The 21,824-nt window shown below is 54.8% G+C and carries 23 protein-coding genes; 13 read left to right on the forward strand and 10 right to left on the reverse strand.

All coding sequences use genetic code 11. The annotated features are described in order from the left end of the window. Position 1: 1 nt before the first annotated feature. Positions 2 to 871: an N-acetylmuramoyl-L-alanine amidase AmiA gene (amiA, locus tag OGX75_RS00730; RefSeq protein ID WP_071258031.1), complete on the reverse strand. Its 870-nt coding sequence runs from the start codon at positions 869 to 871 to the stop codon at positions 2 to 4. Positions 872 to 1,082: 211 nt separating this feature from the next. Between amiA and OGX75_RS00735 the strand changes: the two genes are divergently transcribed. From OGX75_RS00735 to OGX75_RS00750, 4 genes are all read left to right on the forward strand, one after another. Further along, the gene (locus OGX75_RS00735) at positions 1,083 to 1,508 is read left to right on the forward strand and encodes a GNAT family acetyltransferase (protein ID WP_012131345.1); all 426 of its coding nucleotides are present in this window, start codon (positions 1,083 to 1,085) and stop codon (positions 1,506 to 1,508) included. After that, complete coding sequence (locus tag OGX75_RS00740; RefSeq protein WP_049009818.1) at positions 1,495 to 1,944, forward strand: DUF2919 domain-containing protein; 450 nt, start codon at positions 1,495 to 1,497, stop codon at positions 1,942 to 1,944. The genes OGX75_RS00735 and OGX75_RS00740 overlap by 14 nt, the downstream gene beginning before the upstream one ends. Before the next feature lie 60 nt (positions 1,945 to 2,004). Then, entirely contained in the window at positions 2,005 to 2,580 is a 576-nt protein-coding gene (locus OGX75_RS00745) for an RpoE-regulated lipoprotein (RefSeq protein WP_049009817.1), read from the forward strand. Between the two features lie 94 nt (positions 2,581 to 2,674). Continuing rightward, positions 2,675 to 3,574 (forward strand): Dyp-type peroxidase, encoded by a 900-nt coding sequence (locus OGX75_RS00750; RefSeq protein ID WP_071258029.1) that lies wholly within the window; start codon positions 2,675 to 2,677, stop codon positions 3,572 to 3,574. 96 nt (positions 3,575 to 3,670) lie between these two features. Here OGX75_RS00750 and pbp4b read toward each other — a convergent pair whose 3' ends face one another. Genes pbp4b through OGX75_RS00775 form a run of 5 tightly spaced genes read right to left on the reverse strand, consistent with a single transcriptional unit; the run spans position 3,671 to position 9,026 of the window. Continuing rightward, on the reverse strand, positions 3,671 to 4,975 hold the full coding sequence (gene pbp4b, locus OGX75_RS00755) for a penicillin binding protein PBP4B (RefSeq protein ID WP_219936771.1): 1,305 nt from the start codon (positions 4,973 to 4,975) through the stop codon (positions 3,671 to 3,673). 4 nt (positions 4,976 to 4,979) lie between these two features. Next, positions 4,980 to 6,410 (reverse strand): PTS N-acetylmuramic acid transporter subunit IIBC, encoded by a 1,431-nt coding sequence (gene murP, locus OGX75_RS00760; RefSeq protein WP_012131350.1) that lies wholly within the window; start codon positions 6,408 to 6,410, stop codon positions 4,980 to 4,982. 5 nt (positions 6,411 to 6,415) lie between these two features. Further along, positions 6,416 to 7,312, reverse strand: a complete 897-nt coding sequence (gene murQ / locus OGX75_RS00765) for an N-acetylmuramic acid 6-phosphate etherase (protein WP_101744325.1) — start codon at positions 7,310 to 7,312, stop codon at positions 6,416 to 6,418. Between the two features lie 13 nt (positions 7,313 to 7,325). Then, a complete protein-coding gene (locus OGX75_RS00770) occupies positions 7,326 to 7,916 on the reverse strand; it encodes a DUF2057 family protein (RefSeq protein WP_286450869.1) in 591 nt (196 codons plus the stop codon). A 24-nt stretch (positions 7,917 to 7,940) separates the two neighbouring features. After that, positions 7,941 to 9,026, reverse strand: a complete 1,086-nt coding sequence (locus OGX75_RS00775; protein WP_012131354.1) for a porin — start codon at positions 9,024 to 9,026, stop codon at positions 7,941 to 7,943. Between the two features lie 201 nt (positions 9,027 to 9,227). Between OGX75_RS00775 and murR the strand changes: the two genes are divergently transcribed. The 7 genes from murR to cysM all read left to right on the forward strand — a co-directional run bounded on the left by murR (position 9,228) and on the right by cysM (position 16,053). After that, positions 9,228 to 10,091: an HTH-type transcriptional regulator MurR gene (gene murR, locus OGX75_RS00780; protein WP_012131355.1), complete on the forward strand. Its 864-nt coding sequence runs from the start codon at positions 9,228 to 9,230 to the stop codon at positions 10,089 to 10,091. Positions 10,092 to 10,268: 177 nt separating this feature from the next. Then, entirely contained in the window at positions 10,269 to 11,060 is a 792-nt protein-coding gene (gene ucpA / locus OGX75_RS00785; RefSeq protein WP_012131356.1) for an SDR family oxidoreductase UcpA, read from the forward strand. 157 nt (positions 11,061 to 11,217) lie between these two features. Beyond that, positions 11,218 to 12,234 (forward strand): thiosulfate/sulfate ABC transporter substrate-binding protein CysP, encoded by a 1,017-nt coding sequence (cysP, locus tag OGX75_RS00790; RefSeq protein ID WP_286450870.1) that lies wholly within the window; start codon positions 11,218 to 11,220, stop codon positions 12,232 to 12,234. After that, entirely contained in the window at positions 12,234 to 13,067 is an 834-nt protein-coding gene (gene cysT, locus OGX75_RS00795) for a sulfate/thiosulfate ABC transporter permease CysT (protein WP_012131358.1), read from the forward strand. Before cysP ends, cysT begins: the two co-directional genes overlap by 1 nt. Beyond that, on the forward strand, positions 13,067 to 13,942 hold the full coding sequence (gene cysW / locus OGX75_RS00800; RefSeq protein WP_012131359.1) for a sulfate/thiosulfate ABC transporter permease CysW: 876 nt from the start codon (positions 13,067 to 13,069) through the stop codon (positions 13,940 to 13,942). Before cysT ends, cysW begins: the two co-directional genes overlap by 1 nt. Then, entirely contained in the window at positions 13,932 to 15,029 is a 1,098-nt protein-coding gene (cysA, locus tag OGX75_RS00805; RefSeq protein ID WP_071258012.1) for a sulfate/thiosulfate ABC transporter ATP-binding protein CysA, read from the forward strand. The genes cysW and cysA overlap by 11 nt, the downstream gene beginning before the upstream one ends. A 112-nt stretch (positions 15,030 to 15,141) precedes the next feature. Further along, positions 15,142 to 16,053 (forward strand): cysteine synthase CysM, encoded by a 912-nt coding sequence (gene cysM, locus OGX75_RS00810; RefSeq protein WP_286450875.1) that lies wholly within the window; start codon positions 15,142 to 15,144, stop codon positions 16,051 to 16,053. 90 nt (positions 16,054 to 16,143) lie between these two features. Here the strand turns inward: cysM and OGX75_RS00815 are convergent, their stop codons facing one another. Beyond that, positions 16,144 to 16,860 (reverse strand): type 1 glutamine amidotransferase, encoded by a 717-nt coding sequence (locus OGX75_RS00815; protein ID WP_012131362.1) that lies wholly within the window; start codon positions 16,858 to 16,860, stop codon positions 16,144 to 16,146. A gap of 13 nt (positions 16,861 to 16,873) precedes the next feature. Next, on the reverse strand, positions 16,874 to 18,166 hold the full coding sequence (ptsJ, locus tag OGX75_RS00820) for a MocR-like B6 salvage transcription factor PtsJ (protein WP_286450871.1): 1,293 nt from the start codon (positions 18,164 to 18,166) through the stop codon (positions 16,874 to 16,876). Between the two features lie 82 nt (positions 18,167 to 18,248). On the opposite strand from ptsJ, the gene pdxK reads away from it, so the two are divergent. Continuing rightward, entirely contained in the window at positions 18,249 to 19,115 is an 867-nt protein-coding gene (pdxK, locus tag OGX75_RS00825; protein ID WP_012131364.1) for a pyridoxine/pyridoxal/pyridoxamine kinase, read from the forward strand. Next, complete coding sequence (locus tag OGX75_RS00830) at positions 19,112 to 19,351, forward strand: hypothetical protein (protein ID WP_012131365.1); 240 nt, start codon at positions 19,112 to 19,114, stop codon at positions 19,349 to 19,351. The genes pdxK and OGX75_RS00830 overlap by 4 nt, the downstream gene beginning before the upstream one ends. 155 nt (positions 19,352 to 19,506) lie before the next feature. Here OGX75_RS00830 and crr read toward each other — a convergent pair whose 3' ends face one another. After that, complete coding sequence (crr, locus tag OGX75_RS00835) at positions 19,507 to 20,016, reverse strand: PTS glucose transporter subunit IIA (protein WP_000522253.1); 510 nt, start codon at positions 20,014 to 20,016, stop codon at positions 19,507 to 19,509. A 40-nt stretch (positions 20,017 to 20,056) separates the two neighbouring features. Next, a complete protein-coding gene (ptsI, locus tag OGX75_RS00840; RefSeq protein WP_047462162.1) occupies positions 20,057 to 21,784 on the reverse strand; it encodes a phosphoenolpyruvate-protein phosphotransferase PtsI in 1,728 nt (575 codons plus the stop codon). Positions 21,785 to 21,824: the final 40 nt, after the last annotated feature.

Consider the following 21,824-nt stretch of genomic DNA (forward strand, 5'->3'; position numbering starts at 1 on the left):
ATTACCGTTTCTTCGAGTGTGCTTTCTGGTTATCAAACCAGTGGAAATAACTGATCACGCCATTGGCTATCGCGGTGGCGATTTTCTGCCGGAATGCGGTGGTGCCTAACAGACGCTCCTCTTCCGGGTTGGTGATAAATGAGGTTTCTACCAGTACGGAGGGAATTGACGGTGATTTTAGCACCACAAACGCCGCCTGTTCCGTATTGCGACTGTGCAGACGATGCACTGGCTTGATCTTCTTAAGAATATGCGATCCCAGCGTCAGGCTATTTTTGATGGTGTCGGTTTGCACCAGATCGAACAACACCTGCTGCAACAGATGATCTTTATCGGTCGCTTTTTTCCCCGCGACTTCATCGGCGCGGTTTTCACGGTCGGAGAGGTATTTCGCCATGGCGCTACTGGCGCCGCGATTAGAAAGCGCAAACACCGAGGCCCCTGCGGCGCTGGGGTTGGTAAAACCATCTGCGTGGATGGACATAAACAGATCCGCGCCGTGCTTGTGGGCGATTTCCACGCGATCGTACAGGGGAATAAAGGTGTCGCCCGTGCGTGTCAGGCGCGCATCAATCCCCTGGTTGCGCAAAATCGCGCGCACGTTTTTGGCGATCTCCAGCACGACGTGTTTTTCCTTCGAGCCGTTGCGACCAATCGCGCCGGTGTCGATACCGCCGTGGCCGGGGTCGAGAACAACAATGCGTCTGGCGCCTGCTTTTTTGGCCTTCGGTTTGCTGTGACCATTACTGGTCTTTAGCGCTTCTTCTTTAGCGATGGCGTGCGACATGCCCGACAGCGTCAGAGCCGCCAGCCCGGCTTTCAGCACCTGGCGGCGCGATGTGAGAGTTTTTAAGGGTTTAAAAGTGCTCATACAGCCTGAGTTGTGAAAATTGAGTTCCAGATGTTATATCGTATCGCGTAATCCGTTACGACTGTTCGTGATGAGAATTGTTTTACTTTTCATTTCAATACGTGACAATCCGTCATTATGCCATTTTTTTCGCCGTTTCGCGTCAGATATTGGCTAAATCAGTCGTTCGCGCCATAATCGGAGTTTTAACCTTGAAAAGGGTCTCAATACCATGGAGATACGCGTTTTTCGCCAGGAAGATTTCGAAGAGGTGATCACCCTCTGGGAGCGCTGCGATTTGCTGCGTCCGTGGAACGATCCTGAAATGGATATCGAACGTAAGCTGAACCATGACGTCAGCCTGTTCCTGGTTGCTGAGGTGAATGGCGAGGTGGTCGGTACGGTCATGGGCGGCTATGACGGCCATCGGGGTTCTGCCTATTATCTTGGCGTACACCCGGAGTTTCGCGGTCGTGGCATCGCCAACGCGCTGTTGAACCGGCTGGAGAAAAAGCTCATTGCTCGCGGCTGTCCGAAAATCCAAATCATGGTGCGGGAAGACAACGACATTGTACTGGGCATGTACGAGCGCCTGGGTTATGAACATTCGGACGCGTTAAGTCTGGGCAAGCGTCTGATTGAAGATGAAGAGTACTGAGTTTCATCCTGCTGACTACGACGGTCATGGGCGCTTGCGCCTGCCTTTTCTGTTCTGGTGCGTGCTGCTGCTTCAGGCGCGTACCTGGGTGCTGTTTGTGATTGCTGGCTCCTCCCGCGAGCAGGGCGATACGCTGCTGAATCTGTTTTATCCCGATCACGATACGTTCTGGCTGGGGTTGTTGCCCGGCGTCCCGGCGGTACTGGCGTTTTTACTGAGCGGGCGGCGCGACGCTTTCCCGGTGCTGTGGCGCGGGCTGCGCGGTTTGTTGATTCTGGCGCAGGGCGTTCTGCTCTGCTGGCAACCGGTGCTGTGGCTGTACGGTGAACCGGTAAACGGCATCGGGCTGGCGCTGGTGGTGGCCGATATTGTCGCGCTTATCTGGTTGCTCTCTAACCGTCGTTTACGCGCCTGCTTTGCACCGGTAAAAGAATAACGGCACTTTTTGGCGAAACCGGACTCCAAACAACGTTGATTAATAAAGAAAGGAAGTGAGATGAAATCGCTGCGTTTGATTTTATGCGCAATGCCGCTGGTGCTGAGCGGCTGTTCAACCCTCTCGTCGGTGAACTGGTCTGCTGCGAATCCGTGGAACTGGTTTGGATCGTCGACAGAGGTCACTGAGCAGGGCGTTGGGGCATTAACTGCGTCCACGCCGCTGGATGAAAAAGCGATTACTGACGCGCTGGATGGCGACTATCGCCTGCGTAGCGGAATGAAAACCCAGAACGGCAACGTGGTGCGTTTTTTTGAAGTGATGAAAGAGGACAAGGTTGCGCTGGTTATCAATGGCGACCAGGGAACCATCAGCCGTATTGATGTGCTGGACAGCGATATTCCATCGCAGGCAGGCGTCGAAATCGGTACGCCGTTTAGCGACCTTTACAGCAAAGCCTTCGGTAACTGCCAGAAAGCGACGGGCGATGACAGCGCGTCGGTCGAGTGTAAAGCACAAGACAGTCAACATATTAGCTATCTGTTCTCCGGCGAGTGGAACGGCCCGGAAGGGTTAATGCCTCCTGACGACACGCTGAAGAACTGGAAAGTGAGCAAAATCATCTGGCGCCGTTAATTTGCGTCTGAACAAACCGCCTCGCTGAAAAAACGGGTACAATACGCCCATCAATGCCACGCAGCCGTGGCATTCTTATTTTTCAGGAGGAACAATGTCTCAGGTTCAAAGTGGCATTTTGCCAGAACACTGCCGCGCGGCGATTTGGATTGAAGCCAATGTAAAAGGGGATGTCGATGCCCTGCGTGCGGCCAGCAAAGCGTTTGCCGATAAACTGGCAACCTTCGAAGCGAAATTCCCTGACGCGCATCTGGGCGCGGTTGTCGCATTTGGCAACAACACCTGGCGCGCCCTGAGCGGCGGCGCTGGGGCTGAAGAGCTGAAAGATTTTATCCCTTACGGTAAAGGTCTGGCGCCAGCAACCCAGTACGATGTGCTGATCCACATTCTTTCACTGCGTCACGACGTGAACTTCTCTGTCGCGCAGGCGGCAATGGCGGCTTTTGGCGAGTGCATCGAGGTGCAGGAAGAAATCCACGGTTTCCGCTGGGTGGAAGAACGCGATCTCAGCGGCTTCGTTGACGGGACGGAAAACCCGGCGGGAGAAGAGGTTCGCCGCGACGTGGCGGTCATCAAAGACGGCGTGGATGCGGGCGGCAGCTACGTGTTCGTTCAGCGTTGGGAACACAACCTGACGCAACTCAACCGCATGAGCGTTCACGACCAGGAGATGATGATTGGTCGTACTAAAGAAGCCAACGAAGAGATCGATGGCGATGACCGTCCGGTCACGTCTCACCTGACCCGCGTGGATCTGAAAGAAGACGGCAAAGGGCTGAAAATTGTGCGCCAGAGCCTGCCATACGGTACGGCCAGCGGCACCCACGGCCTCTATTTCTGCGCTTACTGCGCGCGTCTGTACAATATTGAGCAGCAGTTGCTGAGCATGTTTGGCGATACCGACGGGAAGCGTGACGCCATGCTGCGCTTCACGAAGCCAGTGACGGGCGGCTATTACTTTGCACCGTCTCTGGACAGATTGATGGCGCTGTAATTTCTTTTGCCGGATGGCGGCATCGTTTTACCCGGCCTACAGAGCCTTTTTGTAGGCCGGGCAAGCGAAGCGCCCCCGGCAGTCCTGCCTTATCGGTTACTCATGTTTTAACGCCGCGTATATCTGATCCACCACCCAACCGTATGTGGCTATCGGCATCAACCCGCTGTTAAACATATTCGGGTTCTTTTGCGGGTCGGCGACGGGTGAGTGCGGTTTGTTGCTCAGCATCACAATCGCCATCTGATTGGCCGGGTCGATAACGGTCAGCGTCCCTGTCCATCCGGTATGGCCGTATGCCTGCGCGCTGGCCAGCGTGCCGAATGTCGGCGTCATGGACGCATTGCCGTTAACGCGCCAGCCGAGACCAAACGTGGCATCCTCCGGCGAGGATTGCGTGAACATTTTCACGGTTTCCGGGCTGAACAGCGTCACGTTACCGTACCCTCCGCCATTCAGCATGGTCTGCATCAGTACCGCAATATCGCCGGTATTCGAAAACAGTCCCGCATGTCCTGAAACACCGCCCATCGAGTAGAATGCTTTTTCATCATGCACCTGGCCCCATAGGGTGGTCGTGCGGATATTGGGGAAATGAATCACGCCATCCCGGGTATTGCCGTTCAGTTCCGTCGCGGCGATCTGCTGTTGGCGGAAGCCTTTCTGTAGCGGGTTAAAGACCGTATGCGTTAAACCGAGCGGGCGATAGAGGTTCTCTTCAACATAACGATCGAGCGGCTGGCCCGTCACGGACTCCACGATAAACCCAAGCAGCATATAATCCACATCGCTGTAGATGTGTTTCGTGCCGGGGCGGTACGCCAGCGGCGTGCGTTTGATCATCTCCAGCGTGGTGGCTTTATCCTGCGAATACAATTCGCCCGCGACGGCCTGGTTCGGGTATTGCGGGTCAGCAGGGAAACCGCCGGAATGATGCAGCAGATCCGCAATGCGTAACGTGCTTTTCCCTTTAATCGCATCCCCCGGGCGATCGCCAAAACCGGGAATGTATTTAGAGATAAGATCGTCCGGCTGTAATTTGCCCTCTGACATCAGTCTTTGCAGGGCAAAGTTCGTGGCATACATTTTTGTATTTGATGCCAGGTCGTACAGCGTGTCAGTGGTTGCCTTGACGGGATGAGGCATCAGGACGCTGCCGTCATATTTTTTAGCCTGACCCCAGGCCTTACGATAAACAATATGACTGTCTTTAATAATGAGCAGGTTAACGCTCGGATAACCGGCATCAACCTGTTGCGCTATCCAGTTATCCAGCGCGTTAAGCCGTTCAATATTAAATCCTGCTTTTTCCGGCGCGGCGTCAGTCAATACCGGAAATGGCGCGGCGCTGGCAGTGCAACTGAGCGCCAGCAGGGAAGCAAAAAGTAATGTCATTTTCATGGTATTAGTCCAGATTCACATTACGGCAGCCAAAGAGAGCGGTAAAAATAAATCCGCCAAGATACGCAATCAGCATTCCTCCGGCATATACCGCCATTGCGGGCAGAATACCTTGCGCGGACGTCATTAACGGCAGCGCCACCAGACCGGATGGGCCAAAGGCGCTGTTTAAGCCCATCGGCAGACCCGACCAGGCCACTAAGCCGATGAACAGCCCCCCGGCAGCGCCGCCGAGGCAGGCGGTGATAAACGGTTTCATTCGTGGCAGCGTAACGCCGTAAATCAGCGGTTCGCCAACACCGAGTAAGCCGGGAATAATCGCCCCGCGAACCTGGCTGCGTAACACGCTGTGTTTTTCTGCTCGCCAGTAGAGCGCCAGTGCGGCGCCGACCTGACCTGCGCCCGCCATAGAAAGAATAGGGAACAGGCTGTTGAATCCCTGGCTACTCATTAATGCCAGATAGACGGGAATGAAGCCCTGATGGACGCCAAACACCACCGAAACAAGAAACAGACCCGCCAGAACGGCGCAGCCCAGCGGGTTGCTGTTGAGGTGGATAAAGAGCCATGACATCCCTTCGAACAGCCAGCCGCCCAGCGGCATGATGATCAGGTAGGCCAGTGCGGCGGTGACCAGCAGGGTTAACATGGAGGTCAGCAGCATGTCCAGATCGTCGGGCATAAAGCGTCGAATAAAGCCCTCAATACGCGCGCTGGCCCAGGCGGCGATCAGTACGCCGATAATGTTGCCGCGCGGGTCGATCGGCAGGCCAAAGAAGTCCTCAATACCGGAGAAATAGCCCGTGGTGGCGGCAGGGTTGTATCCCAACAGGAACAGCGAGGCGATGATCGCCCCGTTAACGCCGGTGCCGCCGAAAGCCTGCGCGGCGTTATAGCCAATAAGAATGACCAGAAAGGTAAACAGCCCTTTACTGAACACTTTCATAAAGTTCAGGGCGTCGGGAAGCATACCTTGCGCATCGGCCGGAACGTGCAATACCGTACCCAGCAGCGTGGCAATCCCCAGCAGCAGACCCGCAGCAATAAAACCGGGAATGAGCGGCGTAAAAATAGTGGCGAACTTCGACAGGAATTGCTGAATGCCTGAAGTTTGTTTCGCTTTTAGCTGGCTTTTGGTTTTGGCGGCGATATCTGCCGCCTGCGTGACGGTGCCGCTGTTGTCGCTCAGTAGCGCATTCATGGCATCTGCCGCCCGCTGCGCTTTACCGGGGCCAAAAATGACCTGCACCTGGTTATTCGAGAGGACCACGCCTTTCACGCCTTCGAGCGTTTTAATCGCCGGATCGACCCGATCGCTGTCATGTACCGCCAGGCGTAAACGGGTCATGCAGTTCCCGCAGGTGGCAATATTACCCGGGCCACCGACCCGGGAGATAATCGTATTCAGGAGATCATTACTGATTTCTTTTGCCATTCGCTTTATTCCTCTTCCAGTACCTGGCGAATGAAGCCGCCATGTTGCTCAAGACGCAGACTGGCTTCTGTTGCGTTGAGGTTTTTCAGTAGCATGACGATAGCGGTTTTGCAGTGACGGCCACAGGCCATCAGCGCGGCTTCAGCCTGTTGCCCGGTGCAGCCTGTCGCATTTTTCACAATATTTACCTGACGCACGTTGAGTTTTTCGTTCGTGGCGACAACATCCACCATCAGGTTGCCAAACACCTTACCGGATTTAATCATCAGGCCGGTGGACAGCATGTTGAGAATCAGCTTCTGCGCGGTGCCCGCCTTCATACGGGAAGAACCGCTCACCACTTCGGCGCCGACAACGGGTGTGATGGCAAGCTCCGCCGCCTTTGCTACGGCGCTCCCCGGATTGCAGGAGATCCCGACCGTCCGGCAGCCGAGCGTACGGGCATATTCCAGACCGGCAATCACATACGGCGTGCGACCGCTGGCCGCAATGCCCACAACCACATCTTTTTCATTGAGTGCGAGGGACTTCAGGTCGTTGACCCCAAGTTCGCGGTTGTCTTCCGCGCCTTCAATCGCATGCTGTATCGCGCGCTCGCCACCGGCGATCAAACCGATAACCAGACCTGATTCCACGCCATAGGTCGGGGGGCATTCGCTGGCGTCAAGGATACCCAGGCGACCGGACGTTCCGGCGCCGGTATAAATCAGCCGCCCGCCAGCGCTGACCTGCGCATAAATGATGTCGATAGCCGCGGCGATTTCGGGCAGAACCTGCTCCACGGCGAGTGGAACCGTTTTATCTTCATCATTAATGATGCGGCACATATCGAGGGTGGAAGCCCGGTCAATCTCAAAAGAGGCGCGGTTAACACCTTCGGTAATCATATTTTCAAGTTGCATATTACTTACAGCCTTACAGGTTTAGCGCCCATTTCAGGAATGCTTTTTTCTGGGTGTCGTCAGCTTTCAGATACAGTTGCTGTAGCTGGGAGAGCTGGTCATGCGAAGTGGCGGGCGCCGCCGGGGAAGCGGAGCGCGCCGGAGAAGGTATCATCGTGCTGTCATCGTTGACGATGGCGCTCAGGTCGGTGAACACGGTGATGCTGTCACGGTCGAGAATTTTGATATCAAACGGTACGGGTTTCCCGGCCGCCGTCAGGGTGAATACCGGTTTTTGCGCCATCTGACTGGCTTCTTTTTCGTCCAGCGGTTTTCCCGCAGACAGTTGCAGATCCACATTGCCGGAAGCGTTAAACGAGATGATATACGGGTTAGACGTTACGCGGCCCCGGTTATTGTTCACCGATTCAGGATTTGCCGGACTGTCGAACTTCACTACCATTTTTTGAGCGCCGTCTGGCAGCGCCACGTCTTTACTAAAAATACTGACTTTTGCCGAACGGGCCGCCAGCACGCTGACGTTATCGCCAATAAAGAGATGTGGAGCGGCAAAAGCCTGGCTGCAAAACAACAGTGCTGCGGCGGACATAAAATATTTCTTCATTTTTACTCTCCCGGAAAAGGGGAATCAGAATTCGTAACGTAAGCCAAGGTGGAAATAGTCATCAGCCGGGTTGCTGCCGCCAAAGGAGACATCATTGCCGTTCGTCCGTTTTTTCCCTTCTTCACCATTACGCCAGGAGTAAGACGCAAATATGGAACTGCGAACGGTGAGTTTGTACTGCGCTTCAAAGGTGGTATCGCGAAGTTTCAGCCCGTCGCCGTCCTCATTTTTCAGATGGCGATAGCCGGTACGTAACGCCCAGTCCGGGCTGACGTTCCAGACCAGCGTTGCTTCGTAATCTTTATCGGTGCTGTCCGCAGAACCGTCGAGGTAGGTGACTTTATCCTGGGCATAGAGCAGGCCGAACATGAAATCGCCCAGGTAGTAGCGGGTGCCGATGCCATAAAAGGTGTACTTATCGACATTATTATCCGACAGCGTGGATGTATCGTCATGGCTCGCTTTCTCTGTCTGACCGGCAATGACCGGCTGGAGGCGGCCAAAATCGCCCATATCGAGCGTATAGCGAAGGGCGGCATTATAACCGTAATCCAGATCGGAGGTGTTGTTGCCCAGAATATAGGCGGTAGAGAAATCAAAATTGCCGAATGTGTTCTGGTACTGGATGGTGCCGTCCTGACGGAAAACCTGTACCGCCGTCGGGTCAACAAAGTTTGCCTGGCGGGCCATTGCGACATCGGAGCTGGCGAACACATCGCCGATATCCGTGAACATGATCAGGCCGGATGACACGCGCCCGCCGGTCAGCTTGCCGTATTCGGCAAAATCAATCCCTGCCCAGACGTAACGCGCGGTGAAGTCATTCGGGTTTTCCGCGCTGATGTTGTTCGCGTACTCTGCGGCATTTACCTGATACTGCGTAAAACCAATAACGGCCAGCTTGTCATTAATCGCCTGGCGGGCGGAGAAACCGATACGCGCGTCAAAATCGCCCGAGGTGTCGCCTGATTTCTTGTCAGAGATATTGAATCCGAGACGCCCGTAGAGATCGATATTCGATCCGTCATTGGCCTGGTAGATCACGGCGGCATGGCTGGCGCTGGTTGCGAGGAGAGTAAAGATTGCCAGGGACTTCAGAGTACGTTTCATTATGATTATCCTTTTCTGTGTGTAGTTTTTTGTTGCTATGAAAGACGCAAGGAATCATATATTCCATAAAAATATTTACAATAGAATCATTGAATCGTAATACAAATATTGTGAGGGCTATCAAATTCTCACCCGCGTTGTGTTATCCTGCGAACAGTGCGTTGGAATTAATGATTCCATGATGACGGGAGCGGAAGAGCGATGTTGTATCTGGCGAAAATGCGTAATGCAGAGGGAGAGTTAACGGAAAATGAACAGAAAATTGCCAGCTTTCTTTTGGCCCATGTCAGCGAGCTAAAAACCGTTTCTTCCCGCAATCTGGCGAAGCAGCTGGAAGTCAGCCAGTCCAGTATTGTGAAATTTGCCCAGAAACTTGGCGCGAAGGGATTCACCGAGCTCAGAATGGCGCTCATTGAGGAGTACAGCGTCAACCGGGAAAAGAAACATGACACGGCGCTGCATCTGCACAGTACGATTACCAGTGAAGACAGCCTGGAGGTGATTGCCCGTAAGCTGAACAGAGAAAAAATGTTCGCGCTGGAGGAAACCTGTAGTCTGATGGATTTCGATCGCCTGAAGCAGGTGATTAACCTGATCAGCAAGGCCCGGCTTATTCAGATTACGGGCGTCGGCGGTTCGGCGCTGGTAGGACGGGATTTATCCTTCAAGCTGATGAAAATTGGTTATCGCGTGGCCTGCGAGGTCGATACCCATGTGCAGGCAACCATTGCTCAGGCCTTGCAGGAAGGGGACGTGCAAATAGCCATTTCCTACAGCGGGTCGAAAAAGGAGATCGTGCTTTGCGCTGAAGCGGCGCGTAAGCAGGGGGCGACGGTGATTGCGATCACCTCTTTGACGGACTCTCCGCTGCGGCGGCTGGCCGATTACACGCTGGATACCGTATCCGGTGAGACCGAATGGCGCAGTTCGTCCATGTCCACCCGAACCGCGCAGAACTCGGTGACCGATCTGCTGTTTGTTGGCATGGTGCAGCTCAATGATGTTGAGTCGCTTCGTATGATTGAGCGCAGCAGCGAGCTGATTAATCTTTTAGGCAGGAGCTAGGGACTTTTACGTAAGATTTACCCTAATTAGTGAGCTGTTCCGCAGCACTTATTTGTTTTTTCTGTATTTTCAATGTTAATGGAGTGTAAGGCTTCATCGTAGTTTCGCTGGAGACGAGAGTAGCGCATAAGACGCACCGCTTATGCGCTGCAACAGACTGAAAAGGAGAACATTGAAATGGGTAAACTCACGGGCAAAACGGCATTGATTACCGGCGCGTCACAGGGCATTGGCGAGGGGATCGCCAGAGTGTTTGCTCGCCACGGCGCGAATTTAATTTTGCTGGATATCTCCGATGAGGCGGAAAAACTGGCGGATGAGCTGGGCGGACGCGGTCATCGTTGTACCGCCATCAAAGCGGATGTCAGGGATTTTGCATCGGTCGCGGCGGCAGTGGCGCGCGCGAAAAAGATAGAAGGTAAAATTGATATTCTGGTCAACAATGCGGGTGTTTGCCGGTTGGGCAACTTCCTCGACATGAGCGAAGAAGATCGCGATTTCCATATCGATATTAATATCAAAGGCGTCTGGAACGTCACAAAAGCCGTTCTGCCGGAAATGGTTGAACGCAAAGATGGGCGTATCGTCATGATGTCCTCCGTGACCGGGGATATGGTGGCCGATCCAGGCGAAACGGCTTATGCCCTGTCTAAAGCGGCGATTATCGGACTCACCAAGTCCCTGGCCGTGGAGTATGCGCAGTCCGGCGTTCGTGTGAACGCAATCTGTCCGGGTTATGTCCGCACGCCGATGGCGGAAAATATTGCCCGTCAGTCTAATCCTGACGATCCTGAATCGGTACTCACCGAAATGGCGAAAGCGATCCCGATGCGCCGTCTGGCCTGTCCGCTCGAAGTGGGTGAACTGGCGGCCTTTCTGGCGTCGGATGAGTCCAGCTATTTGACCGGGACGCAAAACGTGATTGATGGCGGCAGCACGCTGCCTGAAAGCGTGAGCGTGGGCGTCTGATTAACGCCGCTTTCCTCCTCACCGCATGTGGGGAGGGATTCTCTTATTCCCTTTTCGACTTTCAAATCATCAAACGGTATATAAAACCGTTACTCCTTTCGTACCCGTTATAAATATTATGACCATAAGAAAGTCATCAAATTTATAAGGGTGCGCAATGGCTGTTAACTTACTGAAAAAAAGATACCTGGCGCTGAGCGCGATGCTGTTGTTGGCCACGCAGGTGCAGGCAACAGAGCTGCTGAACAGCTCATACGACGTTTCTCGCGAACTGTTTGCCGCCCTTAATCCGCCGTTTGAACAGCAGTGGGCGAAAGATAACGGCGGCGATAAGCTGACCATCAAGCAGTCTCACGCCGGTTCGTCAAAACAAGCGCTGGCGATCCTGCAAGGGCTGAAAGCTGACGTAGTGACCTATAACCAGGTCACGGATGTGCAGATCCTGCATGACAAAGGCAAGCTGATCCCTGCCGACTGGCAAAGCCGTTTGCCGAATAACAGTTCACCGTTCTATTCCACGATGGGATTCCTGGTGCGCAAAGGGAATCCGAAAAATATCCATGACTGGAATGACCTTGTGCGTTCCGATGTAAAGCTGATTTTCCCGAACCCGAAAACCTCAGGCAACGCCCGTTACACCTATCTGGCTGCATGGGGCGCGGCGGATAAAGCTGACGGTGGCGACAAAGCCAAAACCGAGCAGTTTATGACCCAGTTCCTGAAGAACGTCGAAGTGTTTGACACCGGCGGTCGCGGCGCGACCACCACCTTTGCGGAACGCGGCCTGGGCGATGTGCTGATTAGCTTTGAATCGGAAGTGAATAACATCCGTAAACAGTATGAAGCGCAGGGATTTGAAGTCGTTATCCCGAAAACCAATATTCTGGCCGAATTCCCGGTGGCATGGGTGGATAAAAACGTACAGGCTAACGGTACTGAAAAAGCGGCGAAGGCTTACCTGAACTGGCTCTACAGCCCGCAGGCGCAGACCATCATCACCGACTTCTACTACCGCGTGAATAACCCGGAAGTGATGGACAAACTGAAAGATAAATTCCCACAGACCGAACTGTTCCGCGTGGAAGATAAGTTTGGCTCCTGGCCGGAAGTGATGAAAACCCACTTCGGCAGCGGCGGCGAGCTGGACAAACTGTTGGCGGCGGGGCGTAAGTAATGTTCGCAGTATCGACAAGACGTGTGCTGCCCGGCTTTACCTTAAGCCTCGGAACCAGCCTGTTGTTCGTCTGCCTGATATTGCTGCTTCCGTTGAGCGCGCTGGTGATGCAGCTGGCGCAAATGAGCTGGGCGCAATACTGGGAGGTTATCACCAACCCGCAGGTGGTAGCGGCCTACAAGGTCACGCTGTTGTCGGCGTTTGTGGCATCAATCTTCAACGGCGTATTTGGCCTGTTGATGGCGTGGATCTTAACCCGCTATCGCTTTCCGGGACGTACTCTGCTGGATGCGCTGATGGATCTGCCGTTTGCCCTGCCGACGGCGGTGGCGGGTTTGACGCTGGCGTCATTGTTTTCCGTGAACGGTTTTTACGGCGAATGGCTGGCGAAGTTTGATATCAAAGTGACTTACACCTGGCTTGGCATCGCGGTAGCGATGGCTTTTACCAGCATCCCGTTTGTGGTGCGCACGGTGCAGCCGGTACTGGAAGAGTTAGGCCCGGAATATGAAGAAGCGGCGGAAACGCTCGGCGCAACGCGCCTGCAAAGTTTCCGCAAAGTGGTGTTGCCGGAGCTGTCTCCTGCGCTGGTGGCGGGTATTGCGCTCTCGTTTACCCGAAGCCTCGGCGAGTTCGGCGCGGTGATTTTTATTGCCGGGAACATTGCGTGGAAAACCGAAGTGACCTCGCTGATGATTTTTGTTCGTTTGCAGGAGTTTGACTATCCGGCGGCCAGCGCGATTGCGTCGGTGATCCTCGCGGCGTCGTTGTTGCTGCTGTTCTCGATTAACACCCTGCAAAGTCGCTTTGGTCGACGTGTGGTAGGTCACTAATGGCGGAAGTTACCCAATTGAAGCGTTATGACGCCCCCCGCATTAACTGGGGAAAATGGTTTCTGATTGGCACCGGGATGCTGGTTTCGGCGTTTATTTTGCTGGTGCCGATGATTTATATCTTCGTACAAGCCTTCAGCAAAGGGCTGATGCCGGTCTTACAGAACCTGGCCGACCCGGACATGCTGCACGCGATCTGGCTGACGGTGTTGATTGCGCTGATTGCCGTACCGGTAAACCTGGTGTTTGGCGTTCTGCTGGCGTGGCTGGTGACGCGCTTTAATTTCCCCGGTCGCCAGCTGCTGCTGACGCTGCTGGATATTCCGTTTGCCGTCTCGCCGGTGGTGGCCGGTCTGGTCTACCTGCTGTTTTACGGCTCGAACGGCCCGCTGGGCGACTGGCTGGATGAGCACAACCTGCAAATTATGTTCGCCTGGCCGGGAATGGTGCTGGTCACTATTTTCGTCACCTGTCCGTTTGTGGTGCGTGAACTGGTGCCGGTTATGCTGAGTCAGGGCAGCCAGGAAGATGAAGCGGCGATTCTGCTTGGCGCTTCCGGCTGGCAAATGTTCCGTCGCGTTACGTTGCCTAATATTCGCTGGGCGCTGCTGTACGGCGTGGTGCTGACCAACGCGCGCGCCATTGGCGAGTTCGGCGCGGTGTCGGTGGTTTCCGGCTCGATTCGCGGCGAAACCCTGTCGCTGCCGTTACAGATTGAATTACTGGAGCAGGACTACAACACCGTCGGCTCCTTTACCGCCGCCGCGCTGCTGACGCTGATGGCGATTATTACCCTGTTTTTGAAGAGTATGTTGCAATGGCGCCTGGAAAATCAGGAAAAACGCGCGCAACAGGAGGAAAATCATGAGCATTGAGATTGCCAATATTAAGAAGTCTTTTGGTCGCACCCAGGTGCTGAACGATATCTCGCTGGATATTCCTTCAGGTCAGATGGTTGCCTTGCTGGGGCCGTCCGGTTCAGGTAAAACCACGCTGCTGCGTATTATTGCCGGGCTGGAGCATCAGACCAGCGGGCATATTCGTTTTCACGGTACAGACGTAAGCCGTCTGCACGCGCGCGATCGTAAAGTCGGCTTTGTTTTTCAGCACTATGCGCTGTTTCGTCATATGACGGTGTTCGACAATATCGCCTTTGGCCTGACGGTGCTGCCGCGTCGCGAACGTCCGAATGCGGCGGCCATCAAAGCGAAAGTGACGAAACTGCTGGAAATGGTGCAACTGGCCCATCTGGCGGAGCGTTTTCCGGCACAGCTTTCCGGCGGGCAGAAACAGCGCGTGGCGCTGGCGCGCGCGTTAGCGGTTGAGCCGCAGATCCTGCTGCTGGATGAACCGTTTGGCGCGCTTGATGCGCAGGTGCGTAAAGAGCTGCGCCGCTGGCTGCGTCAGTTGCATGAAGAGTTGAAATTCACCAGCGTGTTTGTCACCCACGATCAGGAAGAGGCTACGGAAGTGGCGGATCGCGTGGTGGTGATGAGCCAGGGCAACATTGAACAGGCCGATGCGCCGGATCAGGTGTGGCGTGAACCCGCCACCCGCTTTGTGCTGGAGTTTATGGGCGAAGTGAACCGTTTGCAGGGGACTGTTCGCGGCGGTCAGTTCCACGTTGGCGCGCATCGCTGGCCGCTGGGGTATACGCCAGCGTACCAGGGAGCGGTCGATCTGTTCCTGCGTCCGTGGGAGGTGGATGTCAGCCGTCGCACCAGTCTGGATTCCCCGCTGCCGGTACAGGTGCTGGAGGCCAGTCCGAAAGGTCACTACACCCAATTAGTCGTGCAGCCTCTGGGGTGGTATAACGAACCGCTGACGGTGGTGATGCAGGGGGATAATCCCCCACAGCGCGGCGAGCGGCTGTTTGTCGGGCTGCAAAATGCGCGGTTGTACAATGGCAACCAGCGCATTGAGACGCGCGAAGAGGAGCTTGCTCTGGCAGAATCGGCCTGATAGGTTAATATCACGTAGTTTTGCCGGGTGGCGCTGCGCTGACCCGGCCTACAATATGATCTGCGTAGGCCCGGTAAGCGAAGCGCCACCGGGCTTTTTACTGGACAGAGAAGTGAACACATTAGAACAAACAATTGGCAATACGCCTCTGGTGAAATTGCAGCGGATGGCGCCGGATAACGGCAGTGAAATTTGGGTCAAGCTGGAAGGCAATAACCCTGCCGGGTCAGTGAAAGACCGGGCGGCGCTATCGATGATCGTCCAGGCGGAAAAGCGCGGGGAAATTAAGCCCGGCGATGTGCTGATTGAAGCGACCAGCGGCAATACCGGTATTGCGCTGGCGATGATTGCCGCACTGAAAGGCTATCGCATGAAACTGCTGATGCCGGACAACATGAGCCAGGAGCGCCGCGCGGCGATGCGCGCCTATGGCGCGGATCTGATTCTGGTGTCTAAAGAGCAAGGGATGGAAGGCGCGCGCGATTTGGCGCTGGAAATGGCCGAACGCGGCGAAGGTAAGCTGCTCGACCAGTTTAACAATCCCGACAACCCTTACGCGCACTACACCACGACCGGGCCGGAAATCTGGCAGCAAACCTCAGGTCGCATCACCCACTTTGTCTCCAGTATGGGAACAACCGGCACGATTACCGGTGTGTCGCGCTTCCTGCGTGAACAGGCAAAACCGGTAACGATTGTTGGCCTGCAACCGGAAGAGGGCAGCAGCATTCCGGGGATTCGTCGCTGGCCCGCAGAATATATGCCGGGTATTTTTAATGCTCAGCTTGTGGATCAGGTGCTGGATATTCACCAGAGTGAGGCGGAAAACACCATGCGCGAACTGGCGGTACGCGAAGGTATTTTCTGCGGCGTGAGTTCCGGCGGCGCGGTTGCCGGTGCGTTACGCGTTGCCCGCGCGACGCCGGGGGCCGTGGTGGTGGCGATCATCTGCGATCGCGGCGATCGCTATCTTTCTACCGGCGTCTTTGGCGAAGAACACTTCAGCCAGGGGGCTGGGATTTAGCCTGTAGGCCTGATAAGCGTAGCGCCATCCGGCAACCGTAAAGTATGATCGCCGGATGACGACGCAAAGCGTCTCATCCGGCCTGCAACGTCAAGCGTTACGTTTCTCCACCAGCAGGTCGAGGAAGCGCCACAGTTTCTCGTTCATCTCCTGATAATTCCACTCGCGCATTTCGGCGTTCGAGCGAATAAAGCGCTTCCCTTTTGCCGCAGCCAGTTCCTGTTCTGAATGCTGGATCAGCCCTTCTACCGCCTCGGCGGTAAACTCCATATGGCACTGAAAACCGTAAACGGCGTTACCGTATTGCACGATCTGGCGCGGACATCCTTCGCTTGTCGCGAGAACGACCGACTGATCGGTTAACCCTGGCATATCGTTGTGCCAGTGCCCGACCACAAGCGGAGAGCCGAAATGAGCGAGCAGCGGATTCTGTTTCCCGGCTTCCGTTAGCGTAATCGGGTAGTGGCCGATCTCCTTTTCCGGGCTCTGGCGTACTTTTGCGCCCAGCGCCTCACCAATCAACTGGGAACCAAGACAGATGCCGATCACAATACGACGCGCAGAGATCGCCTGATTAATAAGCCGCTGCTCCGCTAAAGAATCAAAATACGGGCACTCTTCGAGCGTAGTACGCGGTGACTGCGGGCCGCCAAACACCACCAGCATATCGAAACCATCCGCATTGGCGGGGACAGGTTCACCGGCATACACGCGGGACCAGGAGAGGGGATAACCGCGATCCTCAGCCCATTGCAGATAGGCTCCGGCAGATTCGAAAGACTCATGAACGACAAAATGAACTCGCACTTTTTCTCTCCTGTTAACGTTTTAACGCCTGATGGATATCAGCCGCCAGTTTGTTGATATCGCCGTCGCCCAGCGTCGACAGCGTAATGCGCAGACCGTGGGCGGGCGCGTTGACGCCAAATGCTTCGCCTTCCCGTACCAGCCAGCCCGCTTTCGCCAGCATAAACGCGATGCCCTGGCTGTGGCTTTTCAACGGCAACCACGCATTCAACCCATCGCCGGGGGCGTGTGTAAGACCGGTTCGCTGGAGCGCGCAGGCCAGCTTCTGCTGCTGTGAAGCATAAAATTGCCGGGTCTGCGCCAGCGTTCGCTGATAGTTTTTGTCACTCAGACAGGCATGCACTAAATCTTGCAACAGATGGCTGACCCACTGACTGCCGGAATTAAGGCGCAGACGCAGTCTGGCTGAGGTGGCGGGATCGCTGGCGACAATGGCAAGGCGCAGATCAGGCCCCAGCGTCTTTGACATCGAGCGAACCACTGACCAGTGTAGCGTCTCCGGGGCGATCACCGGGTGCCAGGGAGATGAAGAGAGCAGGGCAAAGTGGTCGTCGATAATAACCAGCGCTTGCGGGTATTTCGCCACAATGTTCTGTAGCGCGGCGGCGCGGGAGGCGTTCAAACTGCACCCCGTAGGATTGTGGGCGCGCGGAGTTAAAATGACGGCGCGGGCGCCATTTTTCAGCGCCTGTTCCAGCATCTCAGGCTGCATACCTTCGCTATCGACGCCAACGGGGATGGCGGAAAACCCGGCGTAGCGCAGCATACTGATGCTGCTTAAAAAGCAGGGATCTTCCACCGCCACGCTGTCACCCGGCAGTAAATGGGCGCACAGCAGACGCTCGATGGCGTCAATCGCCCCACTGGTGATATCAATCTCGCCTTCGCCAGGTACGGCATCCTGCATCCACCGCTTCGCCCACGCGTGAAGGCCGGGAGAAACGGCCGCATCGCCGTAAAGTCGCGGTGACTTATTTATTGTCGAAAAATAACTGCTGAGATCGGGCAGCCGTTGGGGATCGGGATTACCGCCGGAAAGATCGGTCAGCGGCGTATCGGGACTGCTTCCTTCCAGCGCGAGCGGAGAAGGCGCACCTTTAATGACCGTACCGTTACGTCCCTGGCTCAGGGCCAGGCCGGATGTCACCAGCCGTTTGTAAGCCGCCGCGACAGTATTGCGGTTCACGTTTAATTCCGATGCCAGTTCCCGCACCGGCGGCAGCGTTTCCCCTGGCGCCAGTGCGCCGGTGGTGACATGCTGACGAATACTGTCAAAGATTTCGCTGGCGGTTTTTCCGTCGATCATTATTGACCTATGACAAAATGAATTTTAGCATATGACGATAATAGTGAGGCGTTAGCCCGCTGTCCAGTGAGAGGAGAGGTAAATGGGGCAGGATAGTGAAATACAGTCAGTGCTCTTCGACGATAAGCATCGGGCTTTACAGACCGACATTGTCGCCGTTCAGTCACAGGTGGTGTACGGCAGCGTAGGCAACAGTATTGCCGTACCGGCGATTAAAGCGCAGGGCTTGCGGGTGACGGCGGTGCCCACGGTGCTGTTCAGCAATACGCCGCATTATGAAACGTTTTACGGCGGCATTATTCCTGCCGACTGGTTCAGCGGTTATCTCCAGGCCTTAAATGAGCGGGATGCGCTGCGTGAGCTTAAAGCGGTCACAACGGGCTATATGGGCAGTGCGGAACAAATCGTTCTGCTGGCGAAATGGCTGGAAACGGTGCGGATCGCGCATCCTGAGGTGTGCATTCTGGTCGATCCGGTTATTGGCGACACGGACAGCGGAATGTATGTGAAAGCGGAGATCCCGCAGGCGTATCGTCATTATCTGCTGCCGCTGGCGCAGGGGCTGACGCCGAATGTGTTCGAGCTGGAGATGCTCAGCGGCAAACCGTGCGGCACGCTGGATGAAGCGGTTGCAGCGGCGAAATCGCTGCTTTCCGACACGCTGAAGTGGATTGTGATCACCAGTGCGCCAGGCCAGACGGCGGATACCATCAATGTGGCGGTGGTGACGAACGGCGGCGTGGATGTGATTGAACACCCGCGTGTGGAAACCGATTTAAAAGGGACGGGCGATCTGTTCTGCGCCGAACTGGTGAGCGGTATTGTGCAGGGGAAAGCGCTGACGGCAGCGACGCGACATGCCGCAGAGCGCGTGCTGGAGGTGATGACCTGGACGCAGCGCTGCGGGTGTGATGAGTTGATTCTGCCACCGGCAGGGGAGGCGCGATGAAGAGTTATCGGCTGGTGGTTCGCCAGCAGGGGCGTGTGGTTGGTCACTTTGAAACGAGCGGGCTTGATGCGCTGGAGGATATCTGCGTGGCGCGCGCGATGTTCGGCATTGCGGGCGGCTATCAGTGTGAATTACTGGTGTCGGACTCGGAGAAGCGGATGCTGGAAAGTGGGCCGGAAGGGATGAAGATCCTGATGCGCGAGAAGTGCTACCGTCCGGTCACCTCGCTGTTGTGAGCGCGTAACTATGCCGGATGGCGGCGAAAAACGCCTTATCCGGCCTACGATCTTTTATTGTAGGCCTGATAAGCGAAGCGCTATCAGGCGCGGTTTTACCGTAACCAGGATAAAAAAATGGCGCCAGTCGGCGCCATTTTTCCCTGCGGCAAGAATTACTTCTTGATGCGGATAACCGGGGTTTCACCCACAGTCACGCTACCGGACAGTTTGATCAGTTCTTTGATTTCGTCCATGTTGGAGATAACAACCGGAGTCAGGGTAGACTTGGCTTTTTCTTCCAGCAGCGGCAGATCGAACTCAATTACCGGATCGCCAACTTTAACGCGTTGACCTTCTTCAGCAATACGCTTGAAGCCTTCGCCTTTCAGTTCAACGGTGTCGATACCGAAGTGAACGAACAGCTCAATGCCGCTATCCGATTCGATAGAGAACGCATGGTTGGTTTCAAAGATTTTGCCGATGGTGCCGTCTACTGGCGCGACCATTTTGTTACCGGTTGGTTTGATAGCAATGCCATCGCCAACGATTTTCTCGGCAAAAACTACATCCGGCACGTCTTCGATGTTGACGATCTCGCCAGAGAGCGGAGCAACAATCTCAATAGTTCCGGTGTCTTTCTTATCATCAGAAACCAGAGATTTTAGTTTATCGAACAAACCCATGATCTTCTCCTAAGCAGTAAATTGGGCCGCATCTCGTGGATTAGCAGATTGTTTTTTCTTCAATGAACTTGTTAACCAGCGTCATTAACTCGTCCGTTGTCGGTTGAGCAAGAGCCTGCTCTGCTAACACCTTCGCATCTTCGAAGTTCGTGTTACGGATAATCTTCTTAATGCGCGGGATAGAAATGGCGCTCATAGAGAATTCGTCCAGACCCATCCCCAGCAACAGAAGTGTAGCACGTTCGTCGCCTGCAAGCTCACCACACATGCCAGTCCATTTACCTTCAGCATGAGAAGCATCAATAACTTGCTTGATCAAGTTCAGCACGGACGGTGACATTGGCTGGTAAAGATGTGAAATCATATCATTACCACGGTCAACTGCCAGGGTGTACTGCGTTAAATCATTGGTGCCGATACTAAAGAAATCAACTTCTTTGGCTAAATGACGAGCAATGGTTGCCGCAGCCGGTGTTTCCACCATCACGCCAATCTCAATGCTTTCATCAAATGCTTTACCTTCGTCGCGCAGTTCCTGTTTGTAGATTTCAATCTCTTTGCGTAGCGCGCGAACTTCTTCAACAGAGATGATCATCGGGAACATGATGCGCAGTTTACCGAACGCAGAAGCGCGCAGAATGGCGCGAACCTGGTCACGCAGGATCTCTTTGCGATCCATAGCGATACGTACCGCACGCCAGCCCAGGAACGGGTTCTCTTCTTTCGGGAAGTTCATGTACGGCAGTTCTTTGTCGCCGCCGATATCCATAGTACGGACGATAACCGCCTGAGAGCCGCAAGCTTCAGCGACGGCTTTGTACGCCGCAAACTGTTCTTCTTCAGTCGGCAGCGCGTCACGGTCCATGAACAGGAATTCAGTACGATACAGACCAACGCCTTCCGCGCCATTGCGCTCTGCGCCTTCAACGTCACGAACGGTACCGATGTTGGCGCAAACTTCTACCTGATGACCGTCCAGCGTGATAGCCGGCAGATCTTTCAGTTTAGCGAGTTCCGCTTTCTCGGTTGCAACCTGCTCCTGAACGGCGCGCAGTTTTTCAATTTCTTCGTTGGTTGGGTTGACGTAAACCTGATTGTTTACGGCATCCAGAATCAGATAGTCGTCGTTTTTCACCTGAGAGGTGACGTTACCGGTGCCCACGATGGCCGGCAGTTCCAGAGAACGCGCCATGATAGAGGTGTGGGAGGTACGGCCACCTGCGTCAGTGATGAAACCCAGCACCTTTTGCAGGTTCAGCTGTGCGGTTTCTGATGGGGTCAGGTCAGCGGCAACCAGGATGACTTCGTCCTTGATTGCGCTCAGGTCGATGATTGCCAGACCCAGGATGTTGCGCAGCAGGCGCTTACCAATGTCACGCACGTCAGCCGCACGTTCTTTCAGGTATTCATCATCCAGTTCTTCCAGGGCAGTGGCCTGACCTTCGATAACTTCATGCGCAGCTGCGTCAGCCGTCATGTTCTTATCTTTAATCAGGGCTATGATTTCCTGCTCCAGCTCCTCATCTTCGAGCAGCATGATATGCCCTTCAAAGATGGCTTCTTTTTCTTCACCGAACGTTTCACCAGCTTTCGTTTTGATCGCTTCCAGTTGCGCAGATGCCTTGGCACGACCGCTCAGAAAACGTTCAACTTCCTGATCAACCTTGTCGGCAGAAATTTTTTTCCGGTCAATGACGATTTCGTCTTCTTTCAGCAGCAGTGCTTTGCCGAAAGCGATACCCGGGGATGCTAAAATGCCTGAAATCATAACCCTACCTTACTTGTGACTGATTTTTAAAAGAACCCGG

The sequence above is a fragment of the Citrobacter sp. CK199 genome (assembly GCF_030333285.1).
Taxonomy (GTDB): domain Bacteria; phylum Pseudomonadota; class Gammaproteobacteria; order Enterobacterales; family Enterobacteriaceae; genus Citrobacter_B; species Citrobacter_B koseri.